The sequence below is a fragment of the Sphingomonas sp. LHG3443-2 genome, assembly GCF_049896405.1.
In the GTDB taxonomy this organism is placed as follows: Bacteria; Pseudomonadota; Alphaproteobacteria; order Sphingomonadales; family Sphingomonadaceae; genus Sphingomicrobium.
Genome location: NZ_JAFCUG010000001.1, coordinates 1,223,552 through 1,240,994 on the forward strand (window position 1 = coordinate 1,223,552; position 17,443 = coordinate 1,240,994).

21 protein-coding genes are annotated in these 17,443 nt (G+C 66.1%); 18 read left to right on the top strand and 3 right to left on the bottom strand.

Annotated elements, in window-relative coordinates; genetic code table 11:
• The first annotated feature begins 1 nt into the window (after window position 1).
• The 8 genes from ACP69Z_RS06065 to tatC are packed head-to-tail and all read left to right on the top strand — an operon-like array spanning window position 2 to window position 5,221.
• The gene (locus ACP69Z_RS06065; protein ID WP_426266625.1) at window positions 2-745 is read left to right on the top strand and encodes an SPOR domain-containing protein; all 744 of its coding nucleotides are present in this window, start codon (window positions 2-4) and stop codon (window positions 743-745) included.
• A complete protein-coding gene (locus ACP69Z_RS06070; RefSeq protein ID WP_426266626.1) occupies window positions 745-1,404 on the top strand; it encodes an SPOR domain-containing protein in 660 nt (219 codons plus the stop codon). Before ACP69Z_RS06065 ends, ACP69Z_RS06070 begins: the two co-directional genes overlap by 1 nt.
• A gap of 4 nt (window positions 1,405-1,408) precedes the next feature.
• Entirely contained in the window at window positions 1,409-2,419 is a 1,011-nt protein-coding gene (nagZ, locus tag ACP69Z_RS06075) for a beta-N-acetylhexosaminidase (protein WP_426266627.1), read from the top strand.
• Between the two features lie 14 nt (window positions 2,420-2,433).
• Window positions 2,434-3,180 (top strand): segregation and condensation protein A, encoded by a 747-nt coding sequence (locus ACP69Z_RS06080; RefSeq protein ID WP_426266628.1) that lies wholly within the window; start codon window positions 2,434-2,436, stop codon window positions 3,178-3,180.
• Window positions 3,177-3,737, top strand: a complete 561-nt coding sequence (scpB, locus tag ACP69Z_RS06085) for an SMC-Scp complex subunit ScpB (protein ID WP_426266629.1) — start codon at window positions 3,177-3,179, stop codon at window positions 3,735-3,737. Before ACP69Z_RS06080 ends, scpB begins: the two co-directional genes overlap by 4 nt.
• Window positions 3,738-3,770: 33 nt before the next feature.
• Window positions 3,771-4,049 carry a twin-arginine translocase TatA/TatE family subunit gene (locus ACP69Z_RS06090; protein WP_426266630.1) on the top strand — a complete coding sequence of 93 codons (279 nt, stop codon included), beginning with the start codon at window positions 3,771-3,773 and terminating at the stop codon, window positions 4,047-4,049.
• Window positions 4,050-4,061: 12 nt separating this feature from the next.
• Entirely contained in the window at window positions 4,062-4,460 is a 399-nt protein-coding gene (locus ACP69Z_RS06095; protein ID WP_426266631.1) for a Sec-independent protein translocase subunit TatA/TatB, read from the top strand.
• Window positions 4,457-5,221, top strand: coding sequence for a twin-arginine translocase subunit TatC (tatC, locus tag ACP69Z_RS06100; protein ID WP_426266632.1), 765 nt, complete (start codon window positions 4,457-4,459; stop codon window positions 5,219-5,221). The genes ACP69Z_RS06095 and tatC overlap by 4 nt, the downstream gene beginning before the upstream one ends.
• 291 nt (window positions 5,222-5,512) lie before the next feature.
• Here the strand turns inward: tatC and ACP69Z_RS06105 are convergent, their stop codons facing one another.
• Window positions 5,513-7,021 carry a sensor histidine kinase gene (locus tag ACP69Z_RS06105; protein WP_426266633.1) on the bottom strand — a complete coding sequence of 503 codons (1,509 nt, stop codon included), beginning with the start codon at window positions 7,019-7,021 and terminating at the stop codon, window positions 5,513-5,515.
• Window positions 7,022-7,103: 82 nt separating this feature from the next.
• Complete coding sequence (locus tag ACP69Z_RS06110) at window positions 7,104-7,322, bottom strand: NepR family anti-sigma factor (RefSeq protein ID WP_426266634.1); 219 nt, start codon at window positions 7,320-7,322, stop codon at window positions 7,104-7,106.
• Window positions 7,323-7,562: 240 nt separating this feature from the next.
• Here ACP69Z_RS06110 and ACP69Z_RS06115 point away from each other — a divergent pair, with 240 nt between their 5' ends.
• The 3 genes from ACP69Z_RS06115 to ACP69Z_RS06125 all read left to right on the top strand — a co-directional run bounded on the left by ACP69Z_RS06115 (window position 7,563) and on the right by ACP69Z_RS06125 (window position 9,282).
• Entirely contained in the window at window positions 7,563-8,363 is an 801-nt protein-coding gene (locus ACP69Z_RS06115; protein ID WP_426266635.1) for a response regulator, read from the top strand.
• Between the two features lie 73 nt (window positions 8,364-8,436).
• Window positions 8,437-8,577: a hypothetical protein gene (locus tag ACP69Z_RS06120; protein WP_426266636.1), complete on the top strand. Its 141-nt coding sequence runs from the start codon at window positions 8,437-8,439 to the stop codon at window positions 8,575-8,577.
• A 66-nt stretch (window positions 8,578-8,643) separates the two neighbouring features.
• Complete coding sequence (locus tag ACP69Z_RS06125; protein WP_426266637.1) at window positions 8,644-9,282, top strand: sigma-70 family RNA polymerase sigma factor; 639 nt, start codon at window positions 8,644-8,646, stop codon at window positions 9,280-9,282.
• Window positions 9,283-9,367: 85 nt separating this feature from the next.
• On the opposite strand, the gene ACP69Z_RS06130 is transcribed toward ACP69Z_RS06125, so the two are convergent.
• Window positions 9,368-9,505, bottom strand: coding sequence for a hypothetical protein (locus ACP69Z_RS06130; RefSeq protein ID WP_426266638.1), 138 nt, complete (start codon window positions 9,503-9,505; stop codon window positions 9,368-9,370).
• A gap of 114 nt (window positions 9,506-9,619) precedes the next feature.
• Between ACP69Z_RS06130 and ACP69Z_RS06135 the strand changes: the two genes are divergently transcribed.
• The 7 genes from ACP69Z_RS06135 (at window position 9,620) to ACP69Z_RS06165 (ending at window position 17,394) form a co-directional block, all read left to right on the top strand.
• Window positions 9,620-12,316 carry a bifunctional [glutamine synthetase] adenylyltransferase/[glutamine synthetase]-adenylyl-L-tyrosine phosphorylase gene (locus ACP69Z_RS06135; RefSeq protein WP_426266639.1) on the top strand — a complete coding sequence of 899 codons (2,697 nt, stop codon included), beginning with the start codon at window positions 9,620-9,622 and terminating at the stop codon, window positions 12,314-12,316.
• Entirely contained in the window at window positions 12,313-12,768 is a 456-nt protein-coding gene (locus ACP69Z_RS06140; protein ID WP_426266640.1) for a peroxiredoxin, read from the top strand. The genes ACP69Z_RS06135 and ACP69Z_RS06140 overlap by 4 nt, the downstream gene beginning before the upstream one ends.
• A gap of 25 nt (window positions 12,769-12,793) precedes the next feature.
• Complete coding sequence (locus tag ACP69Z_RS06145) at window positions 12,794-13,261, top strand: MgtC/SapB family protein (RefSeq protein ID WP_426266641.1); 468 nt, start codon at window positions 12,794-12,796, stop codon at window positions 13,259-13,261.
• Window positions 13,262-13,332: 71 nt separating this feature from the next.
• The gene (locus ACP69Z_RS06150; RefSeq protein ID WP_426266642.1) at window positions 13,333-14,118 is read left to right on the top strand and encodes a succinate dehydrogenase iron-sulfur subunit; all 786 of its coding nucleotides are present in this window, start codon (window positions 13,333-13,335) and stop codon (window positions 14,116-14,118) included.
• 129 nt (window positions 14,119-14,247) lie between these two features.
• A complete protein-coding gene (locus ACP69Z_RS06155) occupies window positions 14,248-14,715 on the top strand; it encodes a PaaI family thioesterase (RefSeq protein WP_426266643.1) in 468 nt (155 codons plus the stop codon).
• Window positions 14,712-15,815 (top strand): cell division protein ZapE, encoded by a 1,104-nt coding sequence (gene zapE / locus ACP69Z_RS06160; protein ID WP_426266644.1) that lies wholly within the window; start codon window positions 14,712-14,714, stop codon window positions 15,813-15,815. The genes ACP69Z_RS06155 and zapE overlap by 4 nt, the downstream gene beginning before the upstream one ends.
• 214 nt (window positions 15,816-16,029) lie before the next feature.
• Window positions 16,030-17,394, top strand: coding sequence for a M20/M25/M40 family metallo-hydrolase (locus ACP69Z_RS06165; RefSeq protein WP_426266645.1), 1,365 nt, complete (start codon window positions 16,030-16,032; stop codon window positions 17,392-17,394).
• Window positions 17,395-17,443 lie beyond the last annotated feature (49 nt).

Genomic DNA, 17,443 nt, shown 5'->3' on the forward strand with positions numbered 1-17,443 from the left:
CATGGCGGCCCCGACCGAGCGCCTTCCCTGGCTGCATGACGACCCGCCCGCCAAGGCGGATGCGGTCGCGCAGCCGGGTAAGGGCGGGTCGATGTGGCCGTGGTATCTTCTGCTGCTCCTGCTGGTGGCGGCGGTTGGTGCCGGTGCGTGGTGGCTCAGCACCGGCAGGGAAGCCGCGCCGCCGCAGCTCCCAGCCGAACAATCGCTGCCCATCCCCGTTACCGAGACACAACCCGCCGAGCAGGCGCTGACGCCGGAGCCGCTCGGCAATGAGACGGCGCCCGTCACGACGGCGACCCAGCCTGCGCCCACAACGACTGCACGCCCGCGACCGAACACCGTTCAGCGTAGTTCCACTGCCTCCGCTCCCGCCGACTATGTCGATGAAGAGGCCACCACGGCCCGCTCCATCTTTCCGGCTGACGATGCAGCCCCGGCGCCGCCTCCCACCGGCCCAAATCCCGTCGTCGCCTATAATCCGCGCCCTTACGGGGGCCGCGTCGTCCAGCTCGGGGCCTTTCCGACCCGCAAGCAGGCTGAGGACGAGTGGAAGCGGATCACCCGGCGCTATCCCTATCTCACTACCAAGCCCAAGATGGTGAATACGGTGGACGTCCGCGGCCTTGGTGGCGGGCGGCCGACGCGAATGTACCGACTTCAGCTCGGCACCTCTTCGCAAGCTCAGTCAGTTGTCATATGCCAGCGGCTGGAACGGGCCGGTCTTTCTTGCGTGGTGGTATACTGATGGCGACGAGGGGTGGGATGTCGGGCGAGCCGCTGCCGTGGCTGGAGCCGGTCGAGGACGAAGACGAGCCGCCAGCGCTGTCCGCGCGCAAGATGGGCGCCGCGATCCTGGTCGTGCTGCTCGCCGCAGCGCTGGTCGCGGGCACGCTTTACTGGCTTGGCAGCCGCAATGCCTCCGAAGGCACCGGCGCGCCCGAGCTGATCAAGGCCGAGCCCGGCCCCGTCAAGATCAAGCCGGAGAACCCCGGCGGGATCGACGTCGCGGGCGATAGCGAAACCGCTTTTGCCACCGGCGCGGGCGAGGACGTCGACGGCCAATTGGACTTGAACGCAGTGCCGGAGGAGGCGATCGCCCGTCCCCAGCCCAAGCCTGAGGCCGCACCGGCAGCCGAGGAAACGCCGGCGGCCAAGCCAGCCGCTCCGCCGGCGCCCGCCGCCGCCAACCAGGTCCAGCTCGGTTTCTACGGGTCGGCCGGCGAAGCCGAAGCGGCGTGGAAGACGCTGTCGGGCCGCTTTCCGGTGATCGCCGGGGCGGGCAAGATCGTGGTCCCCTACCAATCGGGCCAGCGTCTCCGCGCCGGTTTCGGCAGCCCGGCCGAGGCGCGCGCCGCCTGCCAGCTGCTCAAGGCTGCGGGCGATGCCTGCTTCGTGGTACGCTGAGCCCATGCAGGCAGCGATCTATGGGCTTTCGGGCCTCACCCTTACCGCGGATGAGCGGGCGTTCTTTCTCGAGACCGATCCTGCGGGCTACATCCTGTTCGCCCGCAATTGCGGCGATCCCGAGCAGCTGAAAGCACTCACTGCCTCGCTCCGCGATCTTCACGGACGCGAGGATCTGCCGATCCTGATCGACCAGGAAGGCGGGCGCGTGATGCGGATGAAGCCGCCGGTCTGGCCCCCGCTCCCCTCCGGCGGTGCGTTCGAAAAGCTCTACCAGGCGGCGCCATCCTCGGCGATCGAAGCGGCGCGGATGAACGCCCGTGCGATCGGGCTGCTGCTCGCCGCTCACGGTATCAACGTCAATTGCGCGCCCAATCTCGACGTGCGCCAGCCGAATGCTGATCAGGTGGTCGGCGACCGCGCCTATGGCACCGAGCCGATGCAGGTCGCCGCCATCGGCCGCGCGGTGCTGGACGGCCTGTCCTCGGCCGGCGTGGTCGGTGTCGTGAAGCACATGCCGGGCCACGGCCGCGCCACGGTCGACAGTCACAAGGAGCTTCCCCGCGTCAGCGCCTCTGCCGAGGAGCTGGACAGCGATCTCGAGCCGTTCGAAGCGCTGCGCGAAGCGCCGATGGGCATGGTCGCGCACATCCTGTTCGAAGCGTGGGACCGCGATCGTCCGTCCAGCCAGTCGCCCTTCATTATCGACGAAATTATCCGCAAGCGGATCGGCTTTGCCGGCCTGCTGATGACCGACGACATCGGCATGGAAGCGCTGGCGGGTTCAGCGGGAGAGCGTTCTGCCGCCGCTATCGCCGCTGGCTGCGACCTGACGCTTCATTGCAGCGGCAAGTTCGACGAGATGCTCGACGTCGCGGCGCATGTCGGCGCGATGACCACCGAGGCCGAGGGGCGCCTTGCTCGGGCCATGGCCGGCGCGATGCTCGGTGCATCCGACGGGCCGGACTTTGCGGGCGCAGTGGCGGTCCGCGACGAGCTTCTGGCGCTCGCCTGACCGCAACGGCCCGCGTGTCGCTCCTCCCCGACCATCAGGAGGACGTGCTCCAGCTCTCCCTCGAAGGGTTCGAAGGGCCGCTCGATCTGCTGCTGAACCTTGCCCGGACGCAGAAGGTCGATCTCCACCAGATCTCGATCCTGACCCTGGTCGAGCAATATCTCGATTACCTCGAGAATGCCCGTGCCCTGCGGCTGGAGATCGCCGCCGATTACCTCGTGATGGCGGCATGGCTCGCCTATCTCAAATCCTGTCTGCTGCTGCCCAAGGATCCAACCCAGGATCCCAGCCCCGAGGAGCTGGCAGCCTTGCTCCAGCTCCGCCTCCAGCGGCTCGACGCCATGCGCGAGGCGGGCGCCCGACTGATGGGCCGCGACCGGCTCGGCCGTGACGTCTTTTCGCGCGGCGAGCCCGAGGGCCTGCGCCAGATCCGCAAGTCGCGCTGGGAAGTCTCGCTATTCGAACTTGCTGCCGCTTACGGCCAAGTCCGCGCCCGCTCCGCACCTGTGATGCACGTCGTCACGCGCCGCGCAGTGGTGACGCTGGAAGAAGCGATCGAGCGCGTTTCGGCGCTGGTCGGCAGCGCGATCGACTGGACCCAGCTCGAGCTGTTCCTTGAGCCGACCCACGATCCCGAGCGCGCCCGTTCCGCGCTCGCCTCATCCTTCGTCGCCGCGCTTGAGTTGGCGCGGCAGGGGAGGGTGGAGTTGCGGCAGGCGGAGCCTTTCGCCCCGCTCGAACTTCGCCAGGCACGAGGATGAGCGACGGCGGCTACACACGCGCAGTTGAGGCCGTTCTGTTCGCTGCCGCAGAGCCGCTGCGCGAACACGACATCATCGCTCATGCAGGGGAGGGCGATCTCGCCGCTGCGCTTGCCACCTTGCAGGAGCAATATTCAGAGCGCGGCGTCCACCTGGTTACTCGCGGCGGGCGCTGGCATTTCGAAACGGCGCCGGACCTTGCCCCTCTCCTCCGCCGGACCCGCGAGGAGCCGCGCCGGCTCGGCCGCGCTGCGACCGAGACGCTCAGCATCATCGCCTATCACGAGCCTGTGAGCCGCGCCGAGATCGAGGCCATCCGCGGGGTGCAAACCTCCAAGGGCACGCTTGATGTGTTGATGGAAGCCGGCTGGGTTCGCCCCGCCGGCCGCCGTGAGGGGCCGGGGCGGCCCTTGCTGTACGCCACAACCGCCGACTTCCTGACCCATTTCGGCTTGGCCAGCCGCCGCGATTTGCCGGGGATCGACGATCTGCGTGCCGCGGGGCTGCTCGATCCCATGCCCGGCCTGCAGCTAGTAAGTGACGGTGAAGACGACTAGATAAAGCAGCAAGGTAATGGAGTAACGGTTCTCATGGGTGGTTTCAGTCTCATTCACTGGCTCATTCTCGGGGTCGTCATCCTGCTCCTGTTCGGTGGCAATCGCTTTTCCTCGATGATGGGCGACGTCGCCAAAGGCCTGAAGAGCTTCAAGCACGGAATGGCCGACGACGAGGAAGACGAGCGCCGCCGCAAGGCGGAAGAAGCGCGCCGGCTCGGCTCGGTCGACCGTCCGATCGATGTCACGCCGCACCCGCGAGCTGCCGATCCAGTCGCGCCGCCGCCGCCGCCTTCCGACACCAGCCCGCGCTGATCTCGTCGCCGCATGTTCGGCGTCGATTCGACGGAGCTCATCATCGTCGCCCTGGCGGCGTTGATCTTCATCGGCCCAAAGGAACTGCCGACCGCGATGCGGACGGTTGGCCGCTGGGTTGGCCGCGCCCGCGCCCACGCGCGCCATTTCACTTCCGGCATCGAGAACATGATGCGCGAAGCGGAACTCGAGGAAATGGAGAAGCGCTGGCGCGAAGAGAATGAGCGGATCATGCGCGACCATCCGGTCGCCGTCCCCTACGCCGGCGCGTCCGAGACGCTTGGCGCCCCGGTGAGCGAGACGCCGCCTCCGCCTCCGGAGGAGAGCCGCCAGCCGCCTGAACCTTCTTTCGATGATGAGCCGGGCCTGCCGCTGCCCGATCCCGAGCACAGCAAGCGCGAGTTGCCGTGAAGGAGCTCGACGACACCAAGGCGCCGTTGTTCGAACATCTGGTCGAACTGAGAAAGCGCCTGCTGATCTGCATCGCGGTGATCGTGGTGGCGTTCTTCGCCTGCTACTACTTTGCCAGGCCGATCTTCGCGTTTCTCGTCCAGCCGCTCAAGGATGCAGGGCAGGATCGGGTCATCTATACCGATGTGTTCGAAGCTTTCTGGGTGCAGGTGAAGGTCGCGCTGTTCGCGGCCCTGATGATCTGCTTCCCGGTGATCGCTACCCAGATGTGGCGGTTCGTGGCCCCCGGCCTTTATGCCCGGGAGAAGCGGGCGGTTCTGCCCTTCTTGCTCATGACCCCGATCTTCTTCGGCGGCGGAGCGGCCTTTGCCTATTATCTCGCCATGCCATGGGCGTTGCACTTCCTCCTCGGCTTCGAAGGGGACATCGGCGGTGTCAGCCAGGAAGCGCTGCCGGGCGTTGGCAACTACCTGTCGTTCGTAACCCGCTTCCTGTTCGGCTTCGGCGTCGCGTTCCTGCTGCCGATCCTGCTGATGCTGCTGGAGCGGGCGGGGCTGGTCACGGCAGCGCAGCTCGCGGCCAAGCGGCGCTATGCGATCGTCGGTGCCTTTGCGATTGCCGCGGTACTGACGCCGCCCGACGCGATCAGCCAGCTGATGCTCGCCGTGCCTTTGTGGATGCTTTACGAAAGTTCGATCATCGCCATTCGCCTGACCCATTGGCGGTCCGCGCGTCAGCAGGCACCCGCGACCGGCGAGTAAGCTGTTCAGTCCGACAGCAAGCGAAAGAGCATCGCGTGCGGGCGCGATGTCGCAAACCAATTCGTTCAACGAGGTTCGATCGGCCCCAAACGCAAGGCGGGCCCGAAATCGTCACCGGGGGGGGGGAGGGTTGACGACTTCGGGCCCGTGTAAGCGGATAGCGAGAGCGGGGGGGCAAAAGGTCACTATCCGAAGTATAAAACGGTGGTGCAGGCTGGGGGTTCCAACAGCTGAGAAGAATTTTTTCGCCGGTGCGGATCGATCGGAACCGGCAAACCCCACGTCGTCTGCCTAGTAGCTTTCGCGCGCGGGGAAGACCGGCAGTTCGACGCTGTAATGCCCTTCGGTCTTCTCCAGCGCCGAACGGAGCTGCTTGGCCAGACCGGAGATGATCCGCTCAAACTGCTGGTGCTCGGCTTGGCTCGCGATTTCGGGCGACAGGGCGCCGGTTGCCAGGGTGAAGCGGGCGGTGAGCTCGCTCGAGCGGCGCAGCGTCAAGGTAACGGCCGCGTCGGGGCGGGTCAGCATGGCGTGTTCGACGATTTCGGTGGTCAGAAACGCGGTTGCCACGGCCACGTCCTGCGTGGTGTTGAGACTTTCGAGATCAAGGTTGATGTCCAGACGGCGGGCGCTTTCCGGCGCGCTGCCGCGGAGGTTGGAGGCGAGTTCGCTGATCAGCGGACGAAGCGCGATGCCGCGGTTCTCCTCCAGCTCGGCGAAATGGTTGCGGTGGACCACCGCCAACGCATCGACCCGCCGCCCGATCGCGGAATAAGCGTTCTGCGCATCCTCCGACTTGGCGCTTCGGCGGTGGATGTTGAGCAGGGAAGCGACCACCTGGAGGTTGTTCTTGACCCGATGATGTACCTCCCGGACCAGCTTGCGCTGTCCTTCCAGCGCTTCACCCATGTCCCGTTCGCTCTGTTCGATCCGCTCCACGGCGCGGGTAAACGAAGCACCGAGCTCGAGGATCTCGACCGAGGAGCCGAGGCGTTTGGGCAGTTGCAGCGGACCTTGACCCGGCTCGTGAGCGGCAATGGTCTGACTAATGCGGCGCAATGGGGTCAGCAGGAAGGTGCGGACCACCAGCCAGCTCAGCAGCGCGGCAACGATCCACATCAGCAGCGGGAGGAGGAGGAGGAGGCGGTCGGCGGAGGGGATGTGATCAATTGGTACGTCAACTGCGACCTGGACCTGGCCGCCGGCAATCGCCTGCTCGAACCGCTCCACAACGGTGTCGCCAATAGGCCCGCCGCTTCGCTCTCCCTCGTCGCTGACCTGCAGCGAGCCGCCGCCGGCCATGAGGTCGAGCCCGGCAGTCCCGGCGCGGGCGGCGCTTAAGGCCGCGCGGAACTGCTCGCGGTCGAGCGACCCCGTCGCGGATCCACCGAAAACCCCGACCTTGTAGAACAATCGCCCACGCTCAGGCACCAGCCACATCCGGACCTGCCCGGGCGCGACCAGCAGGGTCGGGCGACCGCCGTCGTCAGGCTCGCCCCGGGTGCAGAGCTGCGTGCCGAGCGGGTCTGACAGCAGGAAGGAGGTCGGCACGCCCGGCGCCGCGCTGAGCGCACGGCTGACCCGCTCGCACGGATCACCGCCTCCATCGAGCGCGCCGTTCGCAGCGATCCTGAGGGCCAGGACGTTGCGCGCGATCAGGCTGTCGATGGCACGGACTGCGAGCCGACCCTGGTCGTTGGCACGGGAGGAGAGGGCGCTGTTGGCCTGCTCGATGCCGTTGCTCGCCGCCGCGACGAGGACGAGCCCGAGCGGCAGGATCGCAGCGCTGAGCAACAGCATCAGCTTTCCGGCGGTGGGAAGCTGCCGAAACCAATTTTGCAGGGAGGACATCAGGACGCGGACGGGGCGAGTTGAGCCTCGCTCAGCTCAACTTTCCCAGAAGGTCGAGAAAGTCGTCGGGAACGTCTTCACGAAGGGTTTCGTCATAGGCGCTTCGCAGGGCCTTGCCGACGTCCTGAGCTGCTTGCCCAGGCCGTGTAGAACCCTTTGCGCCCTTGCTCTTGTCGTCTCGTGGACGAGAATCGTTGTTGTTCGCACTCAACCCTTCGGTCCCCTCCCGGCGCAGCGTAGCCTCTCGCAAATCCCTGTCCTTGTGAACGGGCGAAACACTAGCCCCCTAGAAACAGGGCCGCCAACCCGTCAACTTCAGTTGGGGCAGCCCGCACACGAAACCAAACGACCGCTGCTTTGTTCCGACCGCTCAACAGATAAAAGCTGAGGGCCTTCGGCAGCGGCACCGCGCTGCCCCGAGGCTTGCAGTTTCGCTTAGCGGCTTCCAATAGGGGCCTCGATAGAGATTTATAGGAGCACCGAGATACCCATGTCGCTAGGCCAGGAACTCGCGCCTCATCTGCCATTCCTGCGGCGCTATGCGCGGGCCCTCACCGGCAGCCAGACTCATGGCGATGCGTTTGTTCGGGCGACTCTTGAAGCCATTGTCGCGGCGCCCGACAGCTTCCCGCGTGAGGTCGAGCCGCGGCTTGGCCTGTACAAGACCTTTCACGCCATCTGGTCGACCGCGAACATCGAGGAAGGCCACGGCGGCGACAACGGGCTCGGCAATCCCGAAGCGATCGCCCAGGCCCGCCTCAGCCGCATCACGCCGCTGTCCCGCCAGGCGCTGCTGCTGACCGCACTCGAAGGCTTCTCGGCGGCCGACGCCGGCTATCTGATCGGCGCGGAGCCGAACGAGATCGACAATCTCGTTCAGGAAGCCCTTGGTGAGATCGAGCGCCAGACTCTGGCCGACGTCCTCATCATCGAAGACGAGCCGATCATCGCGATGGACATCGAGACCATCGTTCGTGACCTTGGGCATAATGTCACCGGCGTCGCCGTGACCCGCGACGAAGCGGTGGCGCAGGCCCGCGCCCATCCGCCGGGCCTGGTGCTGGCCGACATCCAGCTCGCCGACGATTCGAGCGGGATCGATGCCGTGCGCGACATCCTGGCCGAATTCTCGGTGCCGGTGATCTTCATCACCGCCTTCCCCGAGCGTCTGCTGACCGGCACCCGGCCGGAGCCGACCTTCCTCATCACCAAGCCGTTCCAGCGCGCGACGGTGAAGGCTGCGATCGCTCAGGCGCTGTTCTTCGACGCGGCGACCGTTCCGGCCGGCTGAGGCGTCAAGCGAGGGAACCCGGGTTCCCATCGTTGCGTTGGCGCTTCAAATCTGTTCGGAGTGCCGACACCTCATGGATCAAAATCACCCGGAACACCTGACCGGAACCGAAGCGCGCGCGGGTACGACTCCGGGCGTTGCACGCGTAGCCTTGTTCGGCGGGCTTGCCCTTGTCATTCTGGCATTCGCAATCATCTATTTCGTTGCGGCCTGAGTGGACTGCGCCGTGGTTCCAAGCGCGGACAGCGCAAGCAGCACTAGTGACAATGGGCGGGGATACGTGAGCGACGATCTGGACAGTCAACCGGCCGAGGCGGCACGGGCCGAGCCCGTTCCGCTGTCCGATCCGGAATTCAAGACCCAGCTGGCGCAGGTCATTCCGCACCTTCGCGCCTTCGGCCGCTCCTTGTCGGGCAGCCGCGATCTTGCCGACGACCTAGTGCAGGAAACGCTGCTCAAGGCGTGGGCTGCGCGAAAGCGCTTCCAGGCCGGCACCAACATGCGCGCATGGACCTTCATCATCCTGCGCAATCTGTTCCTCAGCCAGATGCGCCGCGCGCGCTTCAAGGGCGAGTGGGACGAGATCACCGCCTCCAAGCTCCTTGCCGCACCGGCCAGCCAGGATCGCCATGTCGAGCTTGGTGACATGCAGCGTGCCTTGATGCACTTGCCGCAGCCGCAGCGTGAAGCGCTGATCCTGGTTGGAGCAGGTGGGTTTGCTTACGAAGAAGCGGCCGAAATCTGCGGCTGCGCCGTCGGCACCATCAAGAGCCGCGTCGCGCGAGGCCGGGTCGCGCTGGAGCAGCTGCTGTCAGGCGGCAAGCTTCCCAGCCGGCGGCAGCACAAGACCGATCCCAACCACAGCGCCCTGTCGCAGATCATGGGCGAAGTCGACGAACTCGCCGGTCCGCGCGGCTGAACAAAGAAACGCCGCCCCGGCAAAGACTGGGGCGGCGTTCTTTTTTAAACTGATCTTCTCTCACCGGCCTTCGCCGGTCAGGGCATCACCCGAGACGCGCCAGCAGTTCGTCGAACTGGCGGTCTTCACCACCTGCGGGGACGGCCGCAAAGGCACGCCGCAGGGCAGCGGTGACACCGGCATGAGCAGGCGGTAGCTCGACCCTAATGACACGTCGATCCATCTGGGCCTTCGATTCTATCGCCGCCGCCTTCAAGTTAGGTGCGGAATTCATTTGGTCGTTCAACGCAGCTAAGCCACTTTCGTTTCTCACTAAGTCGGCTGCAGAACGGTCCGAATGGTAAGTGACCTTTCTGCATCGGGGCGGCGGGACGCCATCGAGCGGGCAAAGCGGTGGTCGCCGTTCTTGCGCGGGCTGATCGAGCGGCATGCCGGCCTGGCCGATACATTCGAGGTGCGTGGCAGCGAAGCGGCCCTGGCATCTGCCGCTTTGTGCGATGACACGGACCTGATTGTTGGGTCCCGTTTGCGGCTTGCTCGGCAGCGGCTGGCCCTAGCGACAGCCCTAGGCGATCTTTCAGGCGAACTCTCGCTTGAAGCTGTCACCGCCGCGCTTTCGAACTTCGCGGACGGCGCAATCCATGCAGCGCTCGCACAAGCCATCTCCGAGCGCACGCCCGAAGAGCCGGTCGTTGGCCTCACCGTGCTCGCACTCGGCAAGCTCGGCAGTCGCGAGCTCAACTATAGTTCGGACGTCGACCTGATCCTGTTGTTCGATCCCGAGACCCTGCCGCGCCGCGCGCGTGACGAGCCTGGCGCCGCTGCAACGCGCCTCGGACGTCGGCTGGTCGAGCTGCTGCAGGAGCGGACCGCCGACGGCTATGTCGCCCGCGTCGACCTTCGCCTCCGCCCCTCGCCTGAAGTCACGCCAATCGTGCTGCCGGTGGGTGCCGCCATCTCCTATTACGAAAGCTCTGCCCTGCCGTGGGAGCGCGCCGCATTCATCCGTGCCCGCGCCGCTGCCGGAGATCGTGCCCTTGGCGAGCGGTTCCTCGACGAGATCCGCCCTTTCGTGTGGCGCCGGGCGCTGGATTTCGGCGCCATCGACGACATTCGCGACATCTCGCTCCGCATCCGCGACCATTATGCGCAGGGGCAGCAATTCGGTCCCGGCTACGACCTGAAACGTGGGCGCGGCGGGATTCGTGAGGCGGAATTCTTCACCCAGGTCCAGCAGCTGGTCCACGGTGGCCGTGAGCCGGTGCTGCGCGCTCCCGCTACGCTCGATGCGCTTGCCGTCCTCTCTGCCGCCGGCCGGCTCGATGCCGCCGAAGCCGCTGCCATCGCCGGTGCCTACCGCGCGCTGCGTACTGCCGAGCACCGGGTGCAGATGATCGACGACCGGCAGGAGCACCGGCTTCCCTCGGGCGAGGCGCTGGAGGCGGTGGCGAGGCTCGGCGCGCATGAAGACGCCGCGGCCTTGCTGGCCGAGCTCTGCCCCCATGTCGAGGCGGTCGGCCGATCGTTCGACAGCCTGGTGACGAGCCGTGACCGACGCCTGTCGAACGATCCCGATCTCCTTCGGAGCGAGCTTGCAGAAATGGGCTGGCCCGAGCCGGCCGAAGCGGCACGGCGGATTGCCGAATGGCGAACCGGCAAATCGCGGTCGCTGCGCTCGCCTGCGGCCCGGACCGCTTTCGAGGCGATGCTTCCGACCCTGTTGCCGCGCATTGCCGCCGCGTCGGACCCTCTGCGTGCGCTGAACCGGCTGAGCGATGTCATCGACCGCTTGTCGAGCGGCCTCAACTTTTTCCGTCTGCTGGAAGCGCGGCCACAGCTCGCCGACCTGCTCGCGCTGATCCTCGCCCAGGCCCCGGCGCTCGCCGACCAGCTGGCCCAGCGCCCTACGTTGCTGGATGGCCTCATCGACGAAAGCAGCCTGGTCGAGATTCCCGATGTCGAGACGCTTACGGCGCGGGGCACAGCAGCAGTCGCCAACGATCCACTCGACGCCGCGCTGGATCGCATCCGCCGCCTGGTAGGCGAGCGGCGCTTCGCACTCGGCGTTCAGCTGATCACCGCCACCCGCGATCCGATCGCGCTCGCGGAGGGCTATAGCGCCCTTGCCGAGGCGACGGTTCGGGTGATCGCCGCCAAGGTCGAGGAAAGCTTCGCCGAAACGCATGGGCGGATCGAGGGTGGGCATCTTGCGGTGGTCGCGCTCGGGCGGTTCGGGGGCAGGGCGCTGACCCATGCCAGCGACCTCGACCTCATCTTCCTGTTCGATGCGCCTGAGGGTGCCCGCTCCGATGGCCCGCGCCCGCTTGGCGCCACCGATTACTACAACCGCCTGGCGAGCCGGATCGTGGCCGGGCTCTCGGTCCAGACTTCAGCTGGCCCGCTGTACGATGTCGACACTCGCCTCCGCCCGCAGGGGGAGCAAGGCATGCTGGCGGTGAGCCTCGAGGCCTTCGCCGCCTATCAGCGGACCGAAGCGTGGACGTGGGAGCATCTCGCACTCTGCCGGGCCCGGCCGCTCGCCGGTGACGCCGTGTTCCAGGACAAGGTCGCCGACCTCATCCGAACCATTCTTGCCGAGCCGCGGGACCACGAAAAGGTCCGCCGGGATGCTGCCGCGATGCGTGACGACATGGCGCGCCACAAGCCGCCCTCGGGACCGTTCGACGTCAAGCTCGGTCCGGGCGGCCTCGTCGATCTCGAGTTCACCGTGCACGTGCTTCAGCTGACCACCGGCGTCGGGCTTGATCCGCGGCTCGAACAGGCCATCGCCGAGCTCACCGCCGCCGGACTGCTGGATGCCAAGGCCGACCCCGACCTGCGCCTCCTCAGCCGCTTTCTCGTGGTCCTGCGCCTGGTGGTCCCCGGCAAGGCCGCCGACGTGCCGGACGCCAGCCGCAGCCTCGTCGCAAGCCTGTGTGGACAGGCGGATTGGAATGCGCTGATGGCAGCGCTCGATGAAGCGCGCGCCCGGATCGGGGCGCGCTGGGAGCAGGTAAAGGAAAGCAAGACATGATCGAGCAGGGCGACAAGGCACCTTCACTCACGATTGCGACGACCGACGGCCAGACGATCGACCTCGCCAGTCCCGGCGGGAAGCTGGTGCTTTACTTCTACCCCAAGGACGACACGTCGGGCTGCACCCGCGAGGCGCAGGATTTTACCGCGCTCGCCGATGAATTCGCCGCCGCCGGCGCGCGGGTCGTTGGTGTCTCGCGCGACAGTGCCAAGAGCCACGACAAGTTCATCGCCAAATACGACCTCAAGGTGCCGCTTGCCGTCGATGAGGGTTCGCTCAGCGAGGCCTTCGGAACGTGGGTCGAGAAGAGCATGTACGGCCGCAAGTATATGGGCATGGAGCGCGCTACCTATCTGATCGGCGCCGATGGCACGGTTCTCCGTGCTTGGCGCAAGGTGAAGGTGCCAAATCACGCAGGCGAAGTGCTGAAGGCCGCGCAGGGGAGCTAAGCGGAGGGCCGATTGTTACGGCTCCATGACAGAAGTGTTCGGCACCGATAACTTCAATCTGTTGCCGCACGTGGCCGCGCTGCTGCTGGCCTATGTGCTGGCGCTGCCGATCGGCTGGAACCGCGAAAAGGAAGAACGCTCGGCCGGCATCCGCACCTTCCCGCTGGTCGCCGTCGCCTCCTGCGGCTTTCTTCAGGCAAGCGAAGGGATCATCGGTGACAACCCCGAAGCGACGGCCCGGGTGGTCGAAGGGCTGATCACCGGCATGGGCTTCATCGGCGGGGGCGCGATCCTCAAGGTCAAGGACAGCGTCAAGGGCACGGCCACTGCCGCCAGCCTGTGGGTGACTGGCGCGATCGGCTTGTCGGTGGGTCTTGGCGCGATCGATGTCGCAGTGATGCTGACCGTGCTCGCCTTTGTGACGCTGTCTCTACTTTCACCTCTGAAGAGCGTCATCGTCCGCGAGCCCGAACCGCCTCGGGACGACAAGTGATACGGACCTTCGGGAGGACTGGCTTTTCCCCTCTGTCGTCTCTATCTCGCGCCCAACGCTAGAGGATTGAAATGGCTGAGTTCACGCTTCCCGCCAACAGTGTCATCAAGGGCAAGGGCCGCCAGTACAAGGCGGAAGCCGGTGCCAACCGGGTCAAATCCTTCAAGATCTACCGCTACGACCCCGACACGGGCGAGAACCCGCGTTACGACACGTACGAGGTCAACCTCGACGAATGTGGGCCAATGGTCCTCGACGCGCTGATCAAGATCAAGAACGAGCTCGACCCCACGCTGACCTTCCGTCGTTCGTGCCGCGAAGGCATTTGCGGCTCCTGTTCGATGAACATGGACGGCCGCAACGGGTTGGCCTGCACCACCGCGATCGAGGACGTGAAGGGTGATCTGCGCATCACCCCGCTGCCGCACTGCGACGTGATCAAGGACCTCGTTCCCGACTTCTCGCACCTCTACGCCCAATACGCCTCGATCGAGCCGTGGCTGAAGAGCGCCAGCCCGGCGCCGAGCGGCAAGGAGCGGCTGCAGAGCCCGCAGGACCGCGAGCATCTGAATGGCCTTTACGAGTGCATCCTGTGCTTCTGCTGCTCGACCTCGTGCCCGAGCTATTGGTGGAACGGCGACCGCTTCCTCGGTCCGGCGATCCTGCTTCAGGCCTATCGCTGGCTGGCTGATAGCCGCGACGAGATGACGGGCGAGCGGCTGGATCAGCTCGAGGATCCGTTCCGCCTGTATCGCTGCCACACGATCATGAACTGCGCCAACGTCTGCCCCAAGGGACTGAACCCGGCTAAGGCGATCGCCGAAACCAAGAAGCTGATCGCCGAGCGCGCGGCGTAAGAGTGCTCGTCGTCCCGGCGACGGCCGGGAGCTTGTCGGCTGAAGCGTTGTCTTGGCTGAGGTCCCGGCCTGCGCCGCGACGACGCCAGGTTGTTGCGCCCATCAGGATCGCTGACTAACCCCCGCCGCATGGACGCACCCGAAGACATCAAGAACCGCCCGTCCGGCGCACGCGAAGATCCCGATCATCCGGGCTGGTACAGCTGGATCGATCTTCCGGCCGACAGCTTTGCCGCGCAGACCGGCAAGATGATCTTCCGCCCCGATGGGCCCGGCCGCGCGGTGGTGCGGATGTTCCCGGAAGAGCGCCATCTCAACCTCGGCGGCTCGCTTCACGGCGGCATGGTGATGAGCTTTATCGACATGGCGCTGTTCGGCGGCGGCCGCTGCGCTGGGATGCGCCGCGCGCATTACGTCACCCTCGACCTCACCACCAAGTTCATGGGCCGCGGAGAAGCGGGCAAGCCGCTCGACGCCCATGTCGAGCTCGTCCGCCAGACCCGCAGCCTCGCCTTCCTCCAGGGCGTGGTGCGGCAGGATGGCGAGGCCTGCTACAGCTTCTCGGGCACGCTGAAGAAGCTTCGCGACGTCACGTGAGCGGAGCCGTCGCCGCCGCTTACGACCGCCTGCTTGCCGCAGGTGAGCTGAAAGCTGATCCTGACCAGGCGCGCGCAGCCGCCGCGCTCGACCGGTTGGGCGAAGAACTGTCGATGCGGCGCGGCTTCTTCGCGCGCTTGCTCGGCCGTCGCCGCGACATCTGCGGCATCTATCTGTGGGGCGGGGTAGGGCGCGGCAAGTCGATGCTGATGGACCTCGCGTTCGACCATATCGAGGTGGCGCCTAAACGCCGGGTCCACTTCCACGCCTTCATGCTGGAAGTGCACGAACGCCTGCGTGCCGAGCGGGCCAAAGGTCATGGCGACCCGATCCCGGCGCTGGCCGAAATCATTGCAAGCGAGAGCCTGCTGCTCTGCTTCGACGAGATGGTGGTGAACAATCCCGCCGACGCGATGATCCTCTCGCGCCTGTTCACCGCGCTGCTCGAAGAAGGCGTGGCGGTGGTGACGACGTCCAACCGCGCGCCGAGCGAGCTTTATAAGGACGGCCTCAATCGCGAGCTGTTCCTGCCCTTCATCGATCTGCTCGAGAAGCGGCTGCAAGTAATTCCGCTCGACGGACCGACGGATTACCGCCTCGACCGCTTGCACGGGGTCGAGACCTGGCACGTCCCCAACGGGCCGGCTGCGACCGAGGCACTCTCGACCGCCTTCTTCAAGCTGACCGACTATCCAGTCGAAGATCGTGCCAATGTGCCCAGCGAAGAACTGGACGTCGGCGGTGGGCGCACTTTGCATGTGCCCAAGAGCCTCAAGGGCGTCGCCGTTTTCTCGTTCAAGCGCTTGTGCGGCGAAGCGCGCGGGGCCGCCGACTATCTCGCCATCGCCCAGCGCTTCCACACCGTGATCCTGGTCGGCATCCCGGTCATGGGTCCTGAAAAGCGCAACGAGGCTGCCCGCTTCGTGACGCTGATCGATGCGCTCTACGAACATAAGGTGAAGCTTCTCGCCGCTGCCGATGCGGAGCCCGGCAGGCTTTATCCCGCAGGCACTGGGGCGTTCGAGTTCCAGCGGACGGTCAGCCGCCTGGAAGAGATGCGCAGCGCCGACTACCTTGCCGAAGGTCACGGCGCTGCGTGACCCGAGCCCAAGGGCAGGGCGTCCGCGTCAAGCATTACGATCTGGACGGGCTCGAGCGGGAGGGCGACATCTGAGTCGCCGAGGGCATGAAGACAGCCTGGTTCAAGGATCCCGAGGGCAATATCCTAAGCCTGATCGAAGGCTGATTTTCCCGACGCTTGCTGCCGGGCCCCCGGCGACCTAGCCTCTTCCGCAATTCGGGGGAGGGTCACTCATGCTGCTCACGTCACTACTGCTTGCCGCCGCCCAGCCAGCCGCCGCGACTTCTCCCAATCGCGCCGCTGAGCGCGCCTTGTTCAAGCAGGTCGTCGAAGCACAGACGGTCGCGGGCAAGCCTGCCGAGTTCCGCAAGCTGACGACCCTTCTTACCGCCGAATTCCGCAAGGCGGGCTTGACGACGATCATCAAGGATCACGACAATACCCAGACCCTGATCGCGCGGTGGAAGGCTCCGAAGCCGTCGGGCAAGAAGCCGATCCTGCTGATGGCCCATATGGATGTAGTCGAAGCCAAGGCGGCCGACTGGAAGAACCCGCCGTTCCAGTTCCGCGAGGAAGACGGCTTCTATCTCGGGCGCGGATCGAGCGACAACAAGGCAGCGCTGACCGGCCTCGTGCTTGCCCTTCAGAAGCTCAAGGCCAGCGGCTGGACACCGGGCCGCGACATTATCGTCCTGTTCACCGGCGACGAAGAAACCGGCATGAAGAGCGTCAAGCGCGCGTCCACCGAGTGGCGCGATCTCATCGATGCCGAATATGCGCTCAACTTCGACGCCGGGGGCGGGGCGCTCTACCGTGACGGCCGGATCGACGCTTATTACATGCAGGTCGCCGAGAAGACCTATGCGGACTTCAAGCTGACCGCGGTGAATGAGGGTGGCCACAGCAGCGCGCCGCAACCCGACAATGCGATCTACGCTCTGGCTGGCGCACTCAAGAACCTCGAGGAATATCGCTTCGAGCCGATGATCAATCCCGCGACCCGCGCCTTTTTCGAGCGCATCGCGGCGGGGGACAAAGGGGGCTTCGGCGAGCTGATCACCAAGTGGCTGGCCGACCCGACCGACCGCCGGACCGCTGACCTCCTTGAGGCCAACGAGCCGGGCTATACCCGCACGCGTTGCGTCGCGACGCAGCTGTCGGGCGGCCATGCGCCCAACGCCCTGCCGCAGCGCGCCGAAGCCAACGTCAACTGCCGGATCTTCCCCGGGGTCAGCTTCGATCAGGTCAAGGCAGACCTGCAGCGGGTCGCCGGCAAGGACGTCACCGTCACGCTGGACACCGAAAGCAGCACGCCGGCGACGGATGTCAGCCCGCTGCGCGACGATCTCGTCACCGCTTACCGCGACGCGGTCCGCACCCGCTTTCCCGCTGCCACCATCATTCCCGTGCAATCCGCCGGCGCCACCGATGGCGCCTATCTGCGGTCGGTCGGGATCCCCGTCTACGGCGTGGGCGGGCTGTGGGGCTATCTGACCGAGCCCAGCAACGCTCACGGCTTGGACGAGCGGGTGGTCGTCGAAGGCTTCCACGACCAGGTTCCGATTATCGCCGACCTCCTGCGCCGCGTCGGAAGCTGACCCATGCAGAAGGGCCGCCCGGATCGCTCCGGACGGCCCTTCTTCTCTT

Coding starts and splice junctions, on each gene's coding strand:
- ACP69Z_RS06090 (WP_426266630.1), top strand. CDS start 3,771: ATGGGTGGTTTCAGTCTCATTCACTGGCTCATTCTCGGGGTCGTCATC.
- ACP69Z_RS06120 (WP_426266636.1), top strand. CDS start 8,437: ATGGATCAAAATCACCCGGAACACCTGACCGGAACCGAAGCGCGCGCG.
- ACP69Z_RS06150 (WP_426266642.1), top strand. CDS start 13,333: ATGGCTGAGTTCACGCTTCCCGCCAACAGTGTCATCAAGGGCAAGGGC.
- ACP69Z_RS06135 (WP_426266639.1), top strand. CDS start 9,620: ATGGTAAGTGACCTTTCTGCATCGGGGCGGCGGGACGCCATCGAGCGG.
- scpB (WP_426266629.1), top strand. CDS start 3,177: ATGAGCGACGGCGGCTACACACGCGCAGTTGAGGCCGTTCTGTTCGCT.
- ACP69Z_RS06145 (WP_426266641.1), top strand. CDS start 12,794: ATGACAGAAGTGTTCGGCACCGATAACTTCAATCTGTTGCCGCACGTG.
- ACP69Z_RS06140 (WP_426266640.1), top strand. CDS start 12,313: ATGATCGAGCAGGGCGACAAGGCACCTTCACTCACGATTGCGACGACC.
- ACP69Z_RS06165 (WP_426266645.1), top strand. CDS start 16,030: ATGCTGCTCACGTCACTACTGCTTGCCGCCGCCCAGCCAGCCGCCGCG.
- ACP69Z_RS06065 (WP_426266625.1), top strand. CDS start 2: ATGGCGGCCCCGACCGAGCGCCTTCCCTGGCTGCATGACGACCCGCCC.
- nagZ (WP_426266627.1), top strand. CDS start 1,409: ATGCAGGCAGCGATCTATGGGCTTTCGGGCCTCACCCTTACCGCGGAT.
- ACP69Z_RS06130 (WP_426266638.1), bottom strand. CDS start 9,505: ATGGATCGACGTGTCATTAGGGTCGAGCTACCGCCTGCTCATGCCGGT.
- ACP69Z_RS06070 (WP_426266626.1), top strand. CDS start 745: ATGGCGACGAGGGGTGGGATGTCGGGCGAGCCGCTGCCGTGGCTGGAG.
- ACP69Z_RS06115 (WP_426266635.1), top strand. CDS start 7,563: ATGTCGCTAGGCCAGGAACTCGCGCCTCATCTGCCATTCCTGCGGCGC.
- ACP69Z_RS06105 (WP_426266633.1), bottom strand. CDS start 7,021: ATGCTGTTGCTCAGCGCTGCGATCCTGCCGCTCGGGCTCGTCCTCGTC.
- ACP69Z_RS06095 (WP_426266631.1), top strand. CDS start 4,062: ATGTTCGGCGTCGATTCGACGGAGCTCATCATCGTCGCCCTGGCGGCG.
- ACP69Z_RS06155 (WP_426266643.1), top strand. CDS start 14,248: ATGGACGCACCCGAAGACATCAAGAACCGCCCGTCCGGCGCACGCGAA.